This window comes from Thalassolituus sp. ST750PaO-4, from assembly GCF_020320405.1.
Lineage (GTDB): Bacteria > Pseudomonadota > Gammaproteobacteria > Pseudomonadales > Oceanobacteraceae > Venatoribacter > Venatoribacter alkanivorans.
In genome coordinates this window covers 669,276-686,318 of record NZ_JABVCB010000013.1, presented here as the reverse complement: position 1 = coordinate 686,318, position 17,043 = coordinate 669,276, and the positions used below count along the sequence as shown (strand labels likewise).

At 52.4% G+C, this 17,043-nt stretch carries 17 protein-coding genes; 12 read left to right on the top strand and 5 right to left on the bottom strand.

The features are described from left to right. The first annotated feature begins 127 nt into the window (after positions 1 to 127). The 8 genes from urtA (at position 128) to HUF18_RS18540 (ending at position 6,953) form a co-directional block, all read left to right on the top strand. Complete coding sequence (urtA, locus tag HUF18_RS18575) at positions 128 to 1,381, top strand: urea ABC transporter substrate-binding protein (protein ID WP_145465975.1); 1,254 nt, start codon at positions 128 to 130, stop codon at positions 1,379 to 1,381. Positions 1,382 to 1,438: 57 nt separating this feature from the next. Continuing rightward, a complete protein-coding gene (gene urtB / locus HUF18_RS18570) occupies positions 1,439 to 2,365 on the top strand; it encodes an urea ABC transporter permease subunit UrtB (protein ID WP_145465976.1) in 927 nt (308 codons plus the stop codon). Positions 2,366 to 2,374: 9 nt separating this feature from the next. Further along, on the top strand, positions 2,375 to 3,562 hold the full coding sequence (urtC, locus tag HUF18_RS18565) for an urea ABC transporter permease subunit UrtC (RefSeq protein WP_145465977.1): 1,188 nt from the start codon (positions 2,375 to 2,377) through the stop codon (positions 3,560 to 3,562). Next, complete coding sequence (urtD, locus tag HUF18_RS18560) at positions 3,546 to 4,310, top strand: urea ABC transporter ATP-binding protein UrtD (RefSeq protein WP_225693354.1); 765 nt, start codon at positions 3,546 to 3,548, stop codon at positions 4,308 to 4,310. The genes urtC and urtD overlap by 17 nt, the downstream gene beginning before the upstream one ends. Before the next feature lie 21 nt (positions 4,311 to 4,331). After that, positions 4,332 to 5,021: an urea ABC transporter ATP-binding subunit UrtE gene (urtE, locus tag HUF18_RS18555; RefSeq protein ID WP_145465979.1), complete on the top strand. Its 690-nt coding sequence runs from the start codon at positions 4,332 to 4,334 to the stop codon at positions 5,019 to 5,021. Positions 5,022 to 5,143: 122 nt separating this feature from the next. After that, positions 5,144 to 6,376, top strand: coding sequence for a formamidase (fmdA, locus tag HUF18_RS18550; protein ID WP_145465980.1), 1,233 nt, complete (start codon positions 5,144 to 5,146; stop codon positions 6,374 to 6,376). Between the two features lie 14 nt (positions 6,377 to 6,390). Further along, a complete protein-coding gene (locus HUF18_RS18545; RefSeq protein ID WP_145465981.1) occupies positions 6,391 to 6,765 on the top strand; it encodes a zinc ribbon domain-containing protein in 375 nt (124 codons plus the stop codon). After that, the gene (locus tag HUF18_RS18540; RefSeq protein ID WP_225693352.1) at positions 6,747 to 6,953 is read left to right on the top strand and encodes a hypothetical protein; all 207 of its coding nucleotides are present in this window, start codon (positions 6,747 to 6,749) and stop codon (positions 6,951 to 6,953) included. The genes HUF18_RS18545 and HUF18_RS18540 overlap by 19 nt, the downstream gene beginning before the upstream one ends. Before the next feature lie 2 nt (positions 6,954 to 6,955). Here the strand turns inward: HUF18_RS18540 and HUF18_RS18535 are convergent, their stop codons facing one another. Then, positions 6,956 to 8,842, bottom strand: a complete 1,887-nt coding sequence (locus HUF18_RS18535; RefSeq protein ID WP_145465983.1) for a DEAD/DEAH box helicase — start codon at positions 8,840 to 8,842, stop codon at positions 6,956 to 6,958. Between the two features lie 407 nt (positions 8,843 to 9,249). On the opposite strand from HUF18_RS18535, the gene HUF18_RS18530 reads away from it, so the two are divergent. Together HUF18_RS18530 and ppnP are read left to right on the top strand one after the other, a co-directional pair. After that, positions 9,250 to 11,331 carry an ATP-binding protein gene (locus HUF18_RS18530; RefSeq protein ID WP_225693350.1) on the top strand — a complete coding sequence of 694 codons (2,082 nt, stop codon included), beginning with the start codon at positions 9,250 to 9,252 and terminating at the stop codon, positions 11,329 to 11,331. Positions 11,332 to 11,402: 71 nt separating this feature from the next. Beyond that, complete coding sequence (gene ppnP, locus HUF18_RS18525) at positions 11,403 to 11,684, top strand: pyrimidine/purine nucleoside phosphorylase (RefSeq protein WP_145465985.1); 282 nt, start codon at positions 11,403 to 11,405, stop codon at positions 11,682 to 11,684. A gap of 37 nt (positions 11,685 to 11,721) precedes the next feature. Here the strand turns inward: ppnP and HUF18_RS18520 are convergent, their stop codons facing one another. Together HUF18_RS18520 and HUF18_RS18515 are read right to left on the bottom strand one after the other, a co-directional pair. Then, on the bottom strand, positions 11,722 to 14,385 hold the full coding sequence (locus tag HUF18_RS18520) for a putative bifunctional diguanylate cyclase/phosphodiesterase (protein WP_225693348.1): 2,664 nt from the start codon (positions 14,383 to 14,385) through the stop codon (positions 11,722 to 11,724). Between the two features lie 26 nt (positions 14,386 to 14,411). Beyond that, positions 14,412 to 15,065: a flagellar brake protein gene (locus HUF18_RS18515; RefSeq protein ID WP_145465987.1), complete on the bottom strand. Its 654-nt coding sequence runs from the start codon at positions 15,063 to 15,065 to the stop codon at positions 14,412 to 14,414. Between the two features lie 178 nt (positions 15,066 to 15,243). Here HUF18_RS18515 and HUF18_RS18510 point away from each other — a divergent pair, with 178 nt between their 5' ends. Beyond that, a complete protein-coding gene (locus HUF18_RS18510) occupies positions 15,244 to 15,501 on the top strand; it encodes a DUF3820 family protein (protein WP_145465988.1) in 258 nt (85 codons plus the stop codon). 11 nt (positions 15,502 to 15,512) lie between these two features. Next, positions 15,513 to 16,217 (top strand): glutamine amidotransferase-related protein, encoded by a 705-nt coding sequence (locus HUF18_RS18505; protein WP_225693346.1) that lies wholly within the window; start codon positions 15,513 to 15,515, stop codon positions 16,215 to 16,217. A 51-nt stretch (positions 16,218 to 16,268) separates the two neighbouring features. Here the strand turns inward: HUF18_RS18505 and HUF18_RS18500 are convergent, their stop codons facing one another. Beyond that, positions 16,269 to 16,502: a GNAT family N-acetyltransferase gene (locus tag HUF18_RS18500; protein ID WP_225693344.1), complete on the bottom strand. Its 234-nt coding sequence runs from the start codon at positions 16,500 to 16,502 to the stop codon at positions 16,269 to 16,271. Between the two features lie 71 nt (positions 16,503 to 16,573). Then, complete coding sequence (locus HUF18_RS18495) at positions 16,574 to 16,924, bottom strand: DUF3301 domain-containing protein (RefSeq protein WP_145465991.1); 351 nt, start codon at positions 16,922 to 16,924, stop codon at positions 16,574 to 16,576. Positions 16,925 to 17,043 lie beyond the last annotated feature (119 nt).

Sequence of the window (17,043 nt, the reverse complement as noted above, 5' to 3'; positions counted from 1 at the left end):
CTATGCGTCAAATGACGTAGGTGACTGGAGCAATCGGCGAATTCTTGCAGGAAGCCCACTGACGCATTCTGAGCAGGCTTAAGTTCAACTCAAAAACGTACTCAATCAGTCATCAAGAGGCCTGACTATGCACTCCAAATCCAAACCTTTTAACGGCAGTGTCCGCCGTCGTTTTTTACAGAACCTGCTGGCAATACCTGCAGCCGTTATGCTCGCCAATGCCAGCCTGCCAGCTTATGCCGACAGTGCTAACAGCACAGGTCTGGCCGTTACCGATAAAACTGTAAAGGTCGGTATTCTGCACTCAGTAACCGGCACCATGGCCATCAGTGAGACCGGTTCGGTGCAGGCAGAAAAGCTGGCCATCGAACAAATCAACGCCATGGGCGGTGTGCTGGGCCGTAAAATCGAATTTATTCAGGAAGATGGCGCCAGTGACTGGCCAACCTTTGCTGAGAAATCAAAGAAACTGCTGATTAACGATAAAGTCGCGGCAGTATTTGGCTGCTGGACCTCAGCATCACGTAAAGCCGTACTGCCGATTTTCGAACAGTATAACGGCATGCTGTATTACCCGACCTTTTATGAAGGTCTGGAACAATCCCCTAACGTTATTTATACCGGTCAGGAAGCAACCCAGCAGATTCTTGCCGGTATCGACTGGGTAGTAAAAGAAAAAGGGGCTAAATCTTTCTTCCTGCTCGGCTCAGATTACATCTGGCCACGTACCTCCAACAAAATCGCGCGTAAGCATATCGACAAACTCGGCCTGAAAGTCAGTGGCGAAGAGTATTACCCGCTGGGTCACACCCAGTTCAACTCGGTCATCAACAAGATCAAGCTGAAAAAACCGGATGTGATCTTTGCCTCAGTCGTGGGTGGTTCCAACGTTGCGTTTTATAAGCAGCTGAAAGCCGCCGGTATTGATATGACCAAAGAAAAACCACTGGTACTGACTATTTCTGTTACTGAAGACGAGATTCTGGGTATTGGTGGTGAAAACATCGAAGGTGCTTACGCCTCGATGAAATACTTCCAGAGCCTGACCAACGACAATAACAAAAACTTTGTTAAAGCCTTTAAAGAACGCTGGGGAAAAGACATCGTTATTGGTGACGTAACCCAGGCAGCCTACCTTGGCCCATGGCTGTGGAAAGCAGCCGTTGAAAAAGCCGGTTCCTTTGATATCGACAAAGTTCGTGCGGCCTCTCCGGGCATTGAACTGAAAACCGCTCCGGAAGGTTATGTACGGGTTCATGAAAACCATCACTTATGGTCAAAAACCCGCATTGGTAATGCCCAGGCTGATGGTCAGTACAAAATTGTGTACGAAACCAAAGACCTGATCGAACCAGACCCATTCCCAGCCGGTTACAAGTAAGACATTAAGCGGCCTGCGGGCCGCTGCTTACCCGCTTTATTCACCGGAGAATTCATTATGTTTGCTGATTACACCATGACCGAGCTGACCTCGATCTTTGCCATGCAGGGGTTTGCCGGGCTGATTTTATTTTCTGTATTTGTACTGATGGCGCTGGGTCTTGCCATTATTTTCGGCCAGATGGGCGTTATTAATATGGCGCACGGCGAATTTATGATTCTCGGTGCCTACGTTACCTACCTTACCTCAACCCTGTTTGCCGAATATCTGCCATCCATTTATGGCAGTTACTTTTTTATCGCAATGATATTTGCCTTTATCGTCACCGCGGCCCTCGGCGCCCTGGTCGAATGGGCGATTATCCGCCACCTGTATAAGCGTCCGCTGGATACCCTGCTGGCTACCTGGGGTCTGAGCCTGATCTTGCAGCAATTGTATCGCAGCGTATTTGGTGCCCGTGAGGTCGGAGTCACCCTGCCTGACTGGCTGATGGGTTCTTACGCACTGAACGACAGCATTGAAATTCCGATTAACGGTTTATTCGTTATGGGCCTGACCATTGTCATCACCGTTGGTGTTGCCTTAATGATGCAGAAATCCCGCCTCGGCAAACAAACCCGCGCAGTCGTACAGAATCGTCCGATGGCCGCCGCAGTCGGTATTAATACCGAAAAAGTCGATCGCATGACCTTCGCTCTCGGTTGCGGTATTGCCGGTATCGCCGGTTCTGCCTTCACCATGATCGGTTCGACCGGTCCGACCTCCGGCCAGCTTTATATTGTCGATACATTCCTGGTCGTTGTGTTCGGTGGTGCATCCAGCCTGATTGGTACTGTCGCCTCCGCATTTACCATTTCACAGGCGCAGTCGACGATGGAATTTTTCCTCAGCGGCTCGACAGCCAAAGTTCTTACTCTTCTGACCGTGGTTGGCATTCTGATGCTGCGTCCACAGGGTCTGTTCTCTCTGAAAATCCGCCGCTAGGAGTTTGTTATGACAAAAATCAAAGATTTTATCGGGCGTTATCAGCTCAGTCATTTACTGATTCTCGCCGTTATATTGTTAGTCGTTATGCCACTGGCGATGGATATTTTCCGCCTGAATCTGGTAGGTAAATATTTAACCTACGCCTTTGTCGCACTGGGTCTGGTTTTATGCTGGGGTTATGGCGGCATTCTCAGCCTGGGTCAGGGAGTATTTTTCGGCCTCGGCGGTTATTGCATGGCGATGTTTCTGAAGCTGGAAGCATCTTCACCTGAGCATACGGCCATTCAGTCAACACCGGGAATTCCTGATTTTATGGACTGGAATCAGCTGACTGCTTTGCCATGGTTCTGGGAACCTTTCCACAGCTTTGGTTTTACTTTACTGGCCGTTGTTCTGGTGCCAGCCCTGTTCGCATTTATCATTGGCGTGGCAATGTTTAAGCGCCGGGTCAGCGGTGTGTACTTTGCCATTATTACTCAGGCCATTGCCGCTATTCTGACAATTTTAATTATCGGTCAGCAGGGCTATACCGGCGGCGTTAACGGCATTACCGATTTACGCACACTGCACGGCTGGGATATCCGCACCGACAGCGCCAAATACATTCTGTATTTTATTAATGCGTTCCTGCTGATCGGCTGCCTGATTGCTGCACGCTACATTATCAAAAGCAAACTTGGCCGGTTACTGGTTGCCATGCGTGAACGTGAAGACCGCGTGCGTTTTTCCGGTTACGACGTGTCCAGCTTTAAGATTTTTATCTACTGCGTTGCCGCTGTGTTTTCTGCCATTGGCGGAGCCATGTTTACCCTGCAGGTTGGCTTTATGTCACCTTCGTTTGTCGGCATCGTGCCTTCCATTGAAATGGTTATTTTCTGTGCCGTTGGTGGCCGTCTGTCGATTCTGGGTGCGGTTTACGGAACCTTACTGGTGAACTGGGCCAAAACCAGCTTTTCAGAATCTTTCCCCGAGTTATGGCTGTTTGCCATGGGTGCTCTGTTTATCGGCGTAGTAATGGCTTTCCCTAATGGCCTGGCAGGTCTGTATCAGACCTACGTTGAACCACGCCTGCAGCGTTTCAGAAAACCCGCACCGGCTGCCAGCCAGTCTCAGGTCGTCAGTCTTGAAGCCGGCAAAACCGCAACCACAACCAATTCTGCAGACAAGGAGTACAGCCATGCTGGAAACCAATAAATCCATTCCGCAAAAAGAATTTGTGCTGAGCATTGAAGGTCTGACAGTTTCTTTCGACGGTTTTAAAGCAGTAAACGATTTATCGCTGTATGTCGAAGAACAGGAAATCCGCGTCATTATCGGCCCAAACGGGGCCGGTAAAACCACGGTACTGGACCTAATCTGCGGACGTACAAAAGCCACTGAAGGCTCAATTAAATTCAAGGGCACGGAGCTGACCCGTCTGAATGAACACCAGATCGTGCATGCCGGTGTCGGGCGTAAATTCCAGAACCCGTCTATTTATGAAGACCTTACGGTATTCGAAAACCTCGAACTGTCTTTTCCCCGTGGCCGTAATGTCTGGGGTGCACTGACCTTTCGCCGCGACACTGAAGTAGTCGCCAAGGTTAAAGAAATTGCCGACATGATTTTCCTGGGTGACAAGCTCGATATGAGCGCCGACCTGCTCAGCCACGGCCAGAAGCAATGGCTGGAAATCGGCATGCTGCTGATTCAGGACCCGGAGCTGCTAATGCTGGATGAACCTGTAGCCGGTATGTCGGTATCGGAACGCAAACAGACCGCCGAATTATTGCAGCGTATTACCAAAAACCGCTCGGTGCTGGTTATTGAACACGACATGCAGTTTGTCGCCGATATCGCCGACCGGGTAACGGTACTGCATCAGGGCCAGGTTCTGTCAGAAGGTTCCATGGAGCGGGTGCAATCCGATCCTAAAGTCATCGAAGTTTACCTCGGTCACTGATCTTAAAAGCGGAGTTATTTTATGTTTCAAGTATCCGATTACAGCGTTGCCTATGGTCAGAGTGATGTTATCCGCAATCTGAACCTGAGTATTAAACCGAAAGAAATTGTTGCCATTCTTGGCCGTAACGGCATGGGTAAAACCACGCTGATGAAATCATTAATCGGCATGATTCCCAGTAAAGAAGGCAGCCTGACACTGGCGGGCAAAGAATTATCCGGCCTGAAAAGTCACGAGCGCGTTGGTGCCGGTATTGGTTTTGTACCGCAGGGGCGGATGATTTTCTCCACCATGACGGTATCAGAAAATATCGAAACCGGATTGACCAGCACAGGTGAACGCAAGATTCCTTCCGATTTGTACAGTTTATTTCCCGTTCTGGACGAAATGAAAAACCGTCGTGGCGGTAATTTATCCGGCGGCCAACAACAGCAGTTGGCCATTGCCCGCGCTCTGGCAAGCAATCCCAGCGTGTTACTGCTCGACGAACCAACTGAAGGTATCCAGCCATCCATTATTAAAGAAATGGCACGCACGCTGAAACAGATCCGCACTCAGCGCAATTTATCCATTCTGGTATCCGAGCAGGTGCTGAGCTTCGCCCTTGATATTGCCGACCGCATTCTGGTGATTGAAAAAGGCGCCATTGTGCTCGACGTTCCTGTAGCCGAGGCCGACCAGGCAACCATCAGCCGTTATTTATCCGTTTAAAAGAATGTGCATGACGCCTGTTCAGCACATCGCCGACAGGCATAAAAACTTTAACCGGCGTTTTCCAATTTGCGGTAATACGCTGAACCAAGAGGCCGTTAAGGCCACTCAAGGAGCAAACCATGACTGATACCATCATCAAGATTGATCTGAATAAATCCGCTTATGAGCACGACAATGTGCACAACCGCTGGCACCCGGATATTCCGATGGTTGCTACGGTAAAACCGGGCGATGATTTTATTGTTGAGTGTTTTGACTGGACCGGCGGACAAATTGAAAATAACGATGACGCCTCCGATGTCCGTGACGTTGACCTGACCAAGGTGCATTTCCTTTCGGGTCCGATTGCCGTAGAAGGCGCCGAACCCGGCGATCTGCTGGAAGTCGACATTCTCGATATTGGCGCCTTTGCTGAACAGCAATGGGGCTTTAACGGCTTCTTCTCCAAACAGAACGGCGGCGGTTTTCTGGATAATCATTTTCCGGAAGCGCAGAAATCCATCTGGGATTTTAACGGTATTTATACCAAGTCCCGTCATGTTCCCGGTGTCGAGTTCGCCGGTATTCTGCATCCCGGCCTGATCGGTTGCCTGCCATCCCGTGACATGCTGGATATGTGGAACACACGGGAAAAAGAACTGTTTGATACCGACCCGGAAAGAACACCGCAACTCGCCTGCCTGCCGTATGCAGAAACTGCACATATGGGCCGTATGAAAGGCGACGAGCGTAATTCCGCTGCGGCAGAAGGTGCCCGTACCGTACCACCGCGTGAACACGGTGGTAACTGCGACATTAAAGATTTAACCCGCGGAGCCAAAGTGTACTTCCCGGTGTATGTTGACGGTGCCGGTTTATCCGTTGGCGATCTGCACTTCAGCCAGGGTGATGGTGAAATCACTTTCTGTGGTGCCATCGAAATGGCCGGCTGGATTCATATGCGGGTTAATCTGATTAAAGACGGTATGGCCAAATATCAGATTAAGAATCCGATTTTCAAACCGAGCCCGATGGTACCGAAATACGATGACTACCTGATCTTTGAAGGTATTTCGGTGGATGAAAATGGCAAACAGCATTATCTGGATACCAGTATTGCTTACCGCCAGGCCTGCCTGAATGCGATTAAATACCTCACCCAGTTTGGCTACAGCGAAGCACAGGGTTACGCGATTATTGGCTGCGCGCCGATTCAGGGCCATATCAGTGGCGTGGTGGATATTCCGAACTCCTGCGCCACCCTGTGGTTGCCGACGGATATTTTTGAATTTGATATCCAGCCGAATGCCAACGGACCGGTTAAACATCTGGATGGTTCGGTTGATATTCCGAAAGCTCCGGATCTTAAATAAGGAGGAAGCCGCATATGCCACTGTATGACTACAAATGTCCGCAGCATGGTGTGTTTCAGGAACTGGCGAGCATGGAAAAGCATGATCAGCCAGCCGCCTGTCCACACTGCCAGACGCTGTCGGCGCGCATTATTATGCTGCCGCCACAGCTGGCCAGAATGCTGAAAGAAACCAAAGAAGCCATGGAGCGTAACGAAAAAGCGCAGCATGCACCGGAGGTTATGACCAGCAGCCAGTATCACGAACGTGAACAGGAAAAGCTGGCGCGCCATCAGCATAAACATCGCAATGGTTGCGGCTGCGAGCCTAAACGCCGCAGTAATCTGATGTATACCGCTGACGGCAATAAGATGTTCCCCGGCATGCGGCCATGGATGATCAGCCACTGATCATCCGCACACTTTCGTCTGTCCTTTTCCCCGGCTTTGCCGGGGCTTTTTATTTCTACAGGAAAAATATTAGCGTGGGGAAAAATATTGGCGTGGGGAAAAATATTGGCGCAGGAAATATTGGCAGAAATAAAAAAAACCGGCCAGTGGCCGGTTTTTTTTTATTAACGTTGCGTAGTCTTAAGTAATATTAAGCTTCGCGACGCTTACGTGGAGCACGGGTACCCGGTGCCGGAGCGCCGTTATCGCGTGGCTTGCCACGGTGTGGCTTCTTGGCGAAACCGTCTTTCTGGCCTTCGGTACGACGCGGAGCACGGCGTGGAGCACCAGCGCCACCCTGCGGTACTTCAGACTCTTTGTAGACTTTAATTTCCAGCGGACGACCACAAACGCGTGCTTTACGCAGTTTGCCCATGGTCGGGGCCGGCATACCTTCCGGTAAATCGATCACGGCGAAATTATCAAAAATTTCGATATGGCCGATGTAATCACTGTCGAGGTCCGCTTCGTTAGCAACCGCGCCAACCAGGTTACCCGGCTTCAGACCATCGTCATAACCAATGCCAACCATATAACGGGTCATTTCCACTTCCGGGTGACCTTTTAATGGCTTCGGACGCTCTTCCGGCAGTGCCTTGCTGCGCGGACCACGCTCGCGTGAATCACCACGGGAATCACGGTCACGGGACGGACGCTCACTGCGGCTTTCGTTACGCAGTTCACGCTCACGGGCGTCGGCCATACGGGCATCAGTCTGTTCATTAATAAACAGTGATTTTTCACCCTGCAGCAGAGCGGCCAGTGCGGCAGCAACGTCCAGTGCATCGACCGGGTTCTGACTGAGAATGGTCTCAATCATTTCGCGGTACTGGTTATTACGCTCAGGATGAATGGCATCCAGAATCTGAGCCTGGAAGCGTTCACGGCGTTTTTCGTTAACCATTTTGGCGGTCGGCAGTGGCATTTCTTCAATGCTCTGACGGGTCGCTTTTTCGATATCGCGCAGCATGCGTTTTTCACGGCCACGAACAAACACAATGGCTTCACCATTACGGCCCGCACGACCGGTACGGCCAATACGGTGAACGTAGGATTCGGTATCCTGCGGAATATCGTAGTTGATTACGTGACTGATACGTTCAACGTCCAGACCACGGGCAGCAACGTCGGTCGCAACAATAATATCGAGCTGACCGGCTTTCAGTTTTTCTACCGCTTTTTCACGCAGCGCCTGTGGAATGTCACCGTTTAATGGTGAACATTTAAAGCCGTTAGCCTGCATAAAATCAGCGACTTCTTCAGTTGCCTGTTTGGTGCGGACAAACACCATCATGGCGTCAAATTCTTCGGTTTCGGCAATACGCAGCAGTGCATCATTTTTATGAGCACCGGCAACAAACCAGTAACGCTGACGAATTTTATCGTTGGTGGTGGTTTTGGTCTGAATTTTTACTTCAACCGGATCTTTCAGGTGAGTTTCAGCAACGCGCTGAATTTCACGCGGCATAGTCGCGGAGAACAGAGCCACCTGACGGGTACGCGGCGTGTGTTCCAGAATCCAGTTCACGTCGTCGATAAAGCCCATGCGCAGCATTTCGTCGGCTTCGTCCAGAACCACGGCTTTAATATCGGCCAGGTTCAGGGTGCCGCGACGCAGGTGATCCATTACACGACCCGGAGTACCCACAACCCACTGCGGACCACGCTTCAGTTCACGCAGCTGGCTGCCGTAATCGGAACCACCATAAATAGCAGTAACACCAATACCCGGAATGTATTTGCTGTAGGTTTTGATGGCTTCAGCCACCTGTTGTGCCAGCTCACGGGTAGGCGCCAGACACAGAACCTGTGGCGAATTAAAATCAGCCTGGGTGCGGCTCAGCAGCGGCAGAGCGAAGGCAGCGGTTTTACCGGTACCGGTCTGAGCCATGCCCAGAACGTCTTTGCCTTCCAGCAGTGGGGGAATACTTTCGGCCTGAATCGGAGACGGAGCTTCGTAGCCCAGCTCTTCCAGAGTACGAAGAATAGAAAAAGGTAAACCCAGGCTCGCAAAGCCTGTAGGAGTAGAATCGGTCATATTGTACCTGTGTAGTAGAGGAAGGGCTTGGCCGTTCTGGTTCGCACTCTACTGCTCACACGGCTAGGCCCGACTCGTCGGTTTTCTTAAGGGGGGCGTACTATATAGGAAACCCTGCCCGCTCGCCTTAATTATTTTGTCCCGGTGTAACAATTGTCTGGTTGTAAAGGGAGCAATTGTTCCTCTTCTGCAGCAGCCGGACACAGGTTCAGATGTGGCCACACGTGCCAGTTATCTGCATGCGGCTGAATTTAAAGCCCTTTCAGTGCTGACGGGCGGGCATCTTATTGTGAATAGTGTCAGAATTGACGCTACGCAAGCCGCACAGTTACTGCTAGTCTGGCTTTAGCGCTGATTCAACAGGCTCAGGTGTCAGCAGGCCCAAGATTGGTATCAAGATGTAAAACATGAATATCAAAAACCGTATTCTTCTGTGTGTCATCATTCTGCAGATTGCAGGCTTTACTGCCCTCCTGCTGCATTACAACAGCCGCGCCAGCAACTCCGTTCTGGAGTTCAACCGTCAGCAGATAATGTCAGCCGTTGTGGCCAGTGTTCACCATCTGGATGCAACCGCTGCACAAATGGAGCGCACCGCTCTCGGGCTGGCACGCAGCGGCGAGCATCACCAACAGCAGCATCACCGTACACATCCGGCAGAGGTTCGCGCTGTCCTGCAAAAATTACTGGTGCGCACCTTTCAGTCATTCGATCAGGCACTGGGTGGCGGTATCTGGTTTGAGCCTTACACCATTGATCCGGATGCCCGCTACTTTGGCCCTTACGCCTACCATAACGGCCAGGATGTTATGGCCACCTGGGATCTGAGCAGCGAGCGTTACGATTACCTTAACCAACCCTGGTACAGACTGGCGATTCCTGCCGACTGGCCGCGCGATCAGCCACGTAATGCCGATCTTTTCTGGAGCCCGCCTTACGTAGATAACGCCGGCACCGAAGCTCTGATCATGACCGTGGATGCGCTGATGTACGACAACCAGCAACAGCTGATCGGCATTGCCACCGTCGACTGGGCTATGGATGAACTGCGTCAGCAGGTACGTGAACTCAAACTGACGCCGGGCACACGCCCTTTTCTGCTGCATCAGAGCAGCGGCCGCTATCTGGTTGGCCCGGAGCAAAACAGCGAATTAAACACCATCGTTAACAACAGCAATCTGCTGAACCTGAAGACCAGTAGCGCCAGTGAGCTGCAGGAAAAAGACGGCGAATATCTGTTTGCCGCCCGCAGTCAGACCGGTCTGCTGCTGGGCGTGCGCATCCCCCATGCCGACCTGGCGCTGGCCGTACAACAACGGCTGGCTGACGGTATGACCATCAACATCGGCATCGCCGTGCTGTTTATTTCTATTATGGCGCTGGTACTGGAAGTGCTGTTCCGTCCGTTCGAACAGATTCTGAACCGGCTGCAAAGTACAGTGGCCTACAACCGTGAGGCCAGTCAGCCGTCGTTCCGTCCGCTGCAATACGATGCCGACAACGAATTCACACCAATCGTTAACGCCTTTAACACCCTGGTCGGCCAGGTTGATCAGTTCACCCGCCGCCTGTCAGACAGCAACAATCAGCTGCAGGCAGAGCAACAGCGGGTTGAAGAGCTGAACACGACCCTCGAATCCAAAGTAGAAGAACGCACGCGCGAACTGGAGCAGAAAAATGCCGAGGCCAATGAATCGCTGCGTAAACTGAAGCTGACGCAGCAACAGCTGGTGAATCTGGAAAAACACGCGGCATTGGGCGAAGTCGTCGCCGGCCTGGCGCATGAAATCAACACCCCGCTGGGTATCAGTGTTACTGCGGTCAGCGCACTGGAAGACCAGCTGAAAGAAATTGCCCAGCAGTTCCGCAACGGACAACTGAATAAAGCAACCTTTGATGATTTTATTCAGTTCTCGGAAGAAGGCGTGCAGATTACCGCCGATAACCTACGTCGTGCAGCCGATCTGGTGGCACGCTTCAAACAGGTGGCCGTCGACCAGTCAAGCGAACAGCGGCGGGATTTTGAGCTGGGCGATTATCTGCAGAGCATCATTGTTTCTCTGCGGCCGAATTATAAATACCGCCCGATTGATGTCAGTGTTGAATGCCCACAGCGTATTTTTATCAGCGGTTATCCCGGTGCAGTGGCGCAGATATTCACCAATCTGATGATGAACTCACTGACCCACGCGTTTGATGACAACAGCTCAGAGCGTGGCCAGATTCATATAGAAGCGCAGCAGCGCGATCAGCAGGTAGAAATCACCTTCAGTGATAATGGCCGCGGTATGGATGAAGACACCCTGAAGCAATTGTTTGATCCGTTCTTTACCACCAAGCGCAATCAGGGCGGCAGCGGTATCGGTGCCTATATTATTCAGGATCTGGTCAGCCACCAGCTGCATGGCTCGCTCGAAGTCAGCAGTGCTCCCGGACAGGGTACACGCTTTGTTATCCGCTTCCCGCTGAGCCGGCAGAGCGCCGACTGAGCAGAGCGCTGATTGCCGCCCGGCAGCGGATGCGTATAATCGCCACTCCAATTCACGAGGAGTGCTTAACTGTGCTGAAAGTAAACGAATATTTTGATGGCAAGGTAAAGTCTATTGCCCTGCAAACCGCGACTCTGCCAGCGACTGTTGGCGCAATGGAAGCCGGTGAATACGAATTTGGCACCAGCCAGAAAGAAGTGATGACTGTCGTTTCCGGCAGCATGGACGTACTGCTGCCAGGCGCCAGCGAATGGCAGACCTTCGCTCAGGGCGAATCTTTCGAAGTGCCGGCCAACGTTAAATTCCAGGTAAAAATGGCGACTCAGACCGCCTATTTCTGTACCTACGAATAAGCGCCTGGCACGTAAGCGGCCAGCCCTGCTGGCCGCTTCAGTGCTGTAACAACAGTGCCAGTTCAGCCAGCGGCAATGGCCGGCTGAAATAAAACCCCTGATAGGTTTCACAACCGTTACTGCGTAAAAACTCCAGCTGCGGTGCCGTTTCCACCCCTTCTGCCAGAATCTGCAAACCCAGCCCGCGCGCCATATTAATAATGGTGCTGGTGATCACCCGCCCTTCTTCTTCACGCTCAACGCTGTTAATAAAACTGCGGTCAATTTTCAGTTTATCGACCCGATAACGGTGCAGATACGCCAGCGACGAATAGCCGGTGCCGAAGTCATCCACCGCCAGCATCACCCCCAGCGCTTTCAGCCCGGCAATGGTCGACAGCACCTGCGCGGTCGGTTCCAGCAAAGCCCCTTCGGTGATTTCCAGCTCCAGCCAGCTGGGATCAAGCTGATAGATATCCAGCAAGGCTTTAAGGCGCTCCACCAGTCCACCGGCAACAAAGGTCGGCTGTGTAATGTTGACCGCCAGAATCAGCGGAGCAATCCCCTGCTGCTGCCAGAGAGCAAGCTGCCGGCAGGCTTTATTCAGCACCCAGCTGTCCAGTTCCGGCATCAGGCCGTTGTCTTCCGCCACCGGCAGAAAACGTCCCGGCTGAATCATGCCTTCCTGTTCGTGCTGCCAGCGGATTAAAGCTTCAACACCGGTCACCCGGCCGCTGCGGATACAGACCTGTGGCTGATAATGCAGCTGCAGCTCGTCATCGCGCTGTAACGCATGACGCAGTTCATTACCCAGCTCCAGCCGGTCAGTCGCCGCCTGAGTCAGGTCATTGGTATAAAACTGATAATGGTTACGGCCTTTACTCTTGGCCTGGTACATCGCCACATCGGCATTGCTGATCAGCTGGGTAACATCACGGCCATGATCGGGAAACAGCGTGATACCCAGGCTGGCGCCGATAAACAGTTCGCGGCCGATACCCACATCAAAAGCACTGGCGAACAACTGCTGAATAATCTCAGCCACGCGTCTGACCTGATCCTCGCTGACGATATTTTCCAGCACCACCACAAACTCATCACCGCCCTGCCGTACCACGGTATCAGAGTCACGCAGGCGTTCACGCAAGCGCCGGGCACACTCCTGCAGCAGACGGTCGCCGGCCGGATGGCCAAGGCTGTCATTAATGTGTTTGAAATGATCCAGATCGATGGTGATCACGGCGACTTTACGCCGTTTCTGAGTTGCCAGGTCAATGGCAGTCTGCAGCTTAACCAGCAGCGAGCTGCGGTTGGGCAGACCGGTGAGTGAATCGTAATGGGCCAGATAATCCAGTTGCTGCTCAGATTCTTTCTGACGTGAAATATCGGCAAACACCGCCACATAATGGCTGATTGCCTGACGCTCATCACGGACACTGGTTACCGTTAAAAACTGCGGAAACACCTCGCCGTTCTTACGCCGGTTCCACACCTCGTCACGCCAGAATCCCTTTTCCTGCACTTCACGGCGGATATCCTGCAAAACGTTACGCTGTCGCCGCTCGGGGTTGAGCATATCCACAGACCGGCCACGAACTTCCTCTTCACTGTAACCGGTAATGGTGCTGAAGGCCGGATTGACCGCTTCAATCAGACCATCCGGATTGGTAATCACCACCCCTTCCATGGTGGATTCAAATACCCGCGCCGACTGCTGCAACCGCTGCTCACGGGCATGAGCCTCGGTAATATCCTGCACGGTACCGACCCGTGCCACAGCAATGCCGTTTTCGTTTACCAGAATTTCGCCGATGCCGTGAATCACTTTGACCAGCCCTGACGGCGTGCAGATGCGATAAGTCATATCAGAGGGTTGCAGCGTTTTCAGGCTGTGCTGCAACGTGCTGATAACCCGGTCCTTATCTTCCGGATGCAGATAGGCAATGTAATGTTCAAGGCTGACCTGAGTGATCTGTGGGCTGAGCTCAAAAATTTCGCCCGCCTGAGGGGTAAAGGTGATGCAGTTGTTGAGTACGTCATCGTACCAGCTGCCGATTCTGGCCAGACGTTCAGTCTGCAGCAATGAACGCTCACGCTGCTCAAGATGATTCATAACCGCCAGACGGTCGACCACCAGAAAACAAAGCTGGGTAAAGGTTGAAAGCAGCGAGCGCTCACCTTCCCCCGGTACCGGCGTGGCAGCATTAAAGCCCAGCAACATACAGCCAGCGGCATTATGACCGCCGGTAACCGGCAACAGCAGCACCTGATCACAAGCCATCGCCTGCAGCACCAGGCGTTCATCCTCACCCGGCGCTTGCGCTGCTGACAGCAACCGTGGCTGCTGGCCATTAACCAGCCCACACCATTGCTCACGCTGTGCGGCAAGCCCGTGTAATTTTCCTGTGCTGGCTTCATCCTGACTGGCCAGAATGCACAACGGCTGCGTATGAACACCTTGCGGGCATAACAACAGAGCGATCTGAGAAGCCTGCAAACGGGCAGCAATCCGCTGTAAAGAGGATTGCAGATCGGCGCTTAAGGTAGCGGAGCGACTGTGTAAAAAACGCTGCGCACTGCTTTCCAGCAACGACTCCAGCCGCGCACTGACAACCAGGGCCGGTTTCTGTAACCCGTTATCAGGCGCTTTGCCGCTGATCAGATCTTTCCAGATCTGACTCCAGTGGTCCTGCCGGTCGGCAGAAAATGACATACCAGTCATGCAACTACTCCAGAACTGGAAAACGGCTACTGCCGGTGGATATTGGAAAGCACGTAAGCGTGCAATGTGATGCGATCAGAATCACTCATAGCCTGAAACTGCAGCCCAACGCCGACGCCGCCGGTTTCTTTCGTAATCGCACGGACAATAGCGTCAAGCTTAATAATGCGTTCAATACCACTCACCGCCACCTGCGCCGTGAGCTGAACATTTTCGCCAACCTCGACCGGCAGCATCTTTGCTTCCAGACGCGCACCACCCAGGCTCAGGTCTTTAATCATGGCTGAACATTTCTGCGCGAAGTTATCGCCGTAATGTACCGAAGTAATCAGCGCGACCTTGGCCCGGACCGAGCTGCGTACTTCACCCAGCACCAGAGAAGATGGCATTGCCAGATGCAGGTGCGGATAAGGTGCACGGGAAATATGCGTAATTTCGGTACGGAAGGCACAGGCACAATTCATTTGCGTGGCAAATAAACGCACAGCCAGTGGTGCTCCGAGCTTAAGCACCATGGGTGAGCCATTAACAAGTGGTGTGGTAACAACAATGCTTTGTCCGGCGCGATAGCCAATAAGAACGGACCTGTCACGTTCCGTGGTATAGCCCTCAAAATCCAGCTGCAACGGCTGGCCCGGCGTCAGCCGCAGATCCTCAAATCGTGTATTTTTTTCTTCCATGCCCGGTACATCTGGCCAAAGTGGTTATTGATACTTTAGTGTAGACCAGAAAAATGCCTGACAAAGTGCCCAAGCGTTTTGCAGCACTTGCAGGCTGCGCGACCACCGCTCATCATGTCGATGGTCACACCACAAACTGATGGGAATGGCCCCTTTTAACAGCATTCTGAGGTAGCCTGTGTTTGATAAATCCGACCTGCTCCGCCTGGTCACCATGACCATGCCCTTTGGCAAATATCAGGGGCGGGTGCTGATCGATATTCCCGAAGAATACCTGTTGTGGCTGAATAACAAGGGCATGCCGGCCGGCCAGCTGGGCATGCTGCTGGCATTAGCACTGGAAATTAAAATCAACGGTCTGGAAGATATTCTCAAACCGTTACGCGGCCAGTCAGCGACTGTACTGGTCAACCCTGCTTCCGACACTCTGCACTGACGACACACGCTATGAAAACGCTGGGCCTGCTGGAAACCGATACCCTCTACCCCGATTTGCTGGACGAATACCGTTCGTACGGCAATATGTTCACGCAATTTTTTTCCCGTCTGGGCATCCCCCTCGAATACCGCTTTTATCAGGTACAACAAGGGGAATTACCGCAGGATATTAAAGAATGCGACGCTTACCTGATTACCGGCTCCAAAGCCGGTGTCTATGACGACCTGCCGTGGATTGCACCGCTGCAGGACTGGATCAGGCAGGCCTACGCCCAGCACAGTAAAATGATTGGTATCTGCTTTGGTCACCAGCTGCTGGCGCACACCCTCGGCGGTTATGCCGCGCGCAGCGATAAAGGCTGGGGCATCGGCGTGCACACCACCCGTATTGAACACCGCCCGAGCTGGCTCAACGATGACCTGTCGCATTTACGTCTGATATACAGCCACCGTGATCAGGTACTGACCCTGCCGCCTGAAGCACGGCGTCTGGCCAGCAGTGAATTCTGCGAAAATGCGGCGTTTTATATTGACCAGCGGGTGCTGACCTTTCAGGGGCACCCTGAATTTACCGTGGATTACACCCAGAAATTACTGCCACGGCGGGAAAACTGCATCGGCCCGGATCTGTTCCGCGAAGGGATGAATACCCTCGCCCAACCTACCGATGCCGATAGCGTTGGACGCTGGCTGGCAGAATTTATCCGCCTATAAATTTATTCGCCGTTAAAAAAACTGAGAAATATCTGCTGGCCAGAACAGCCATCAGAGAAACTTACGCACATACCAGCAGCTGGCCTGAATGTCATACCCCTGACCCCTTGCCCAGGCCAGCCCTTCTTTTACCAGCTCTTCGGCCAGACCTTTACCGCGCAGACGGAAAGGCACATAGGTGTGGGTAAAATCAATCTGCTTGCCTTCAACCACATAGTCCAGCACACATTCGTGGCCGTCCTGTTCAATAATAAAACGCTGCTGTTCTGCCTGATGAATAACCATACAACCTCCGCCTATCAATAACCCGGCTTTAAATCTCCTGATCCTGAAATATCTGTCAGTACATTCCCGGATCAGTGAATACGATGCGCCTGTAACTCCAGCTTTGCCACCCGCCGGCCAATCAGCGTCAGCAGGCCCTGATAACGTTCATCACCGGTAGAAGAAAATTCGAAACGGTAAGTCCTTACCAACCGCCAGCCGCCGGGCTGACTGCGGCCCTCACCTTTTACCAGCTGCAAAGACGGAATGCGGCGGATGCGTATCCGCTCCAGCACCAGGGTATCGTCCAGCAGCTGTACATCTTCCTGCTGACAATGACGACGCACCGACTGCAGCGCCAGAAGCCGCGCCTGCTGTTGCCGGTTCCAGAAAAGATACGCCAGCGCTACGCAGGCAAAAAAGAAAATCCAGCCAAGCATCATAATGTCCGCCTTTAATTCCGCCCTTGCGGACATAAATTACCGATGGGCAGAATATGGAGGCAAAGCGGGCAAATTAAAAGCCCGGATCAGCACCATAAAAAAGGCGGAAACCCACAAAA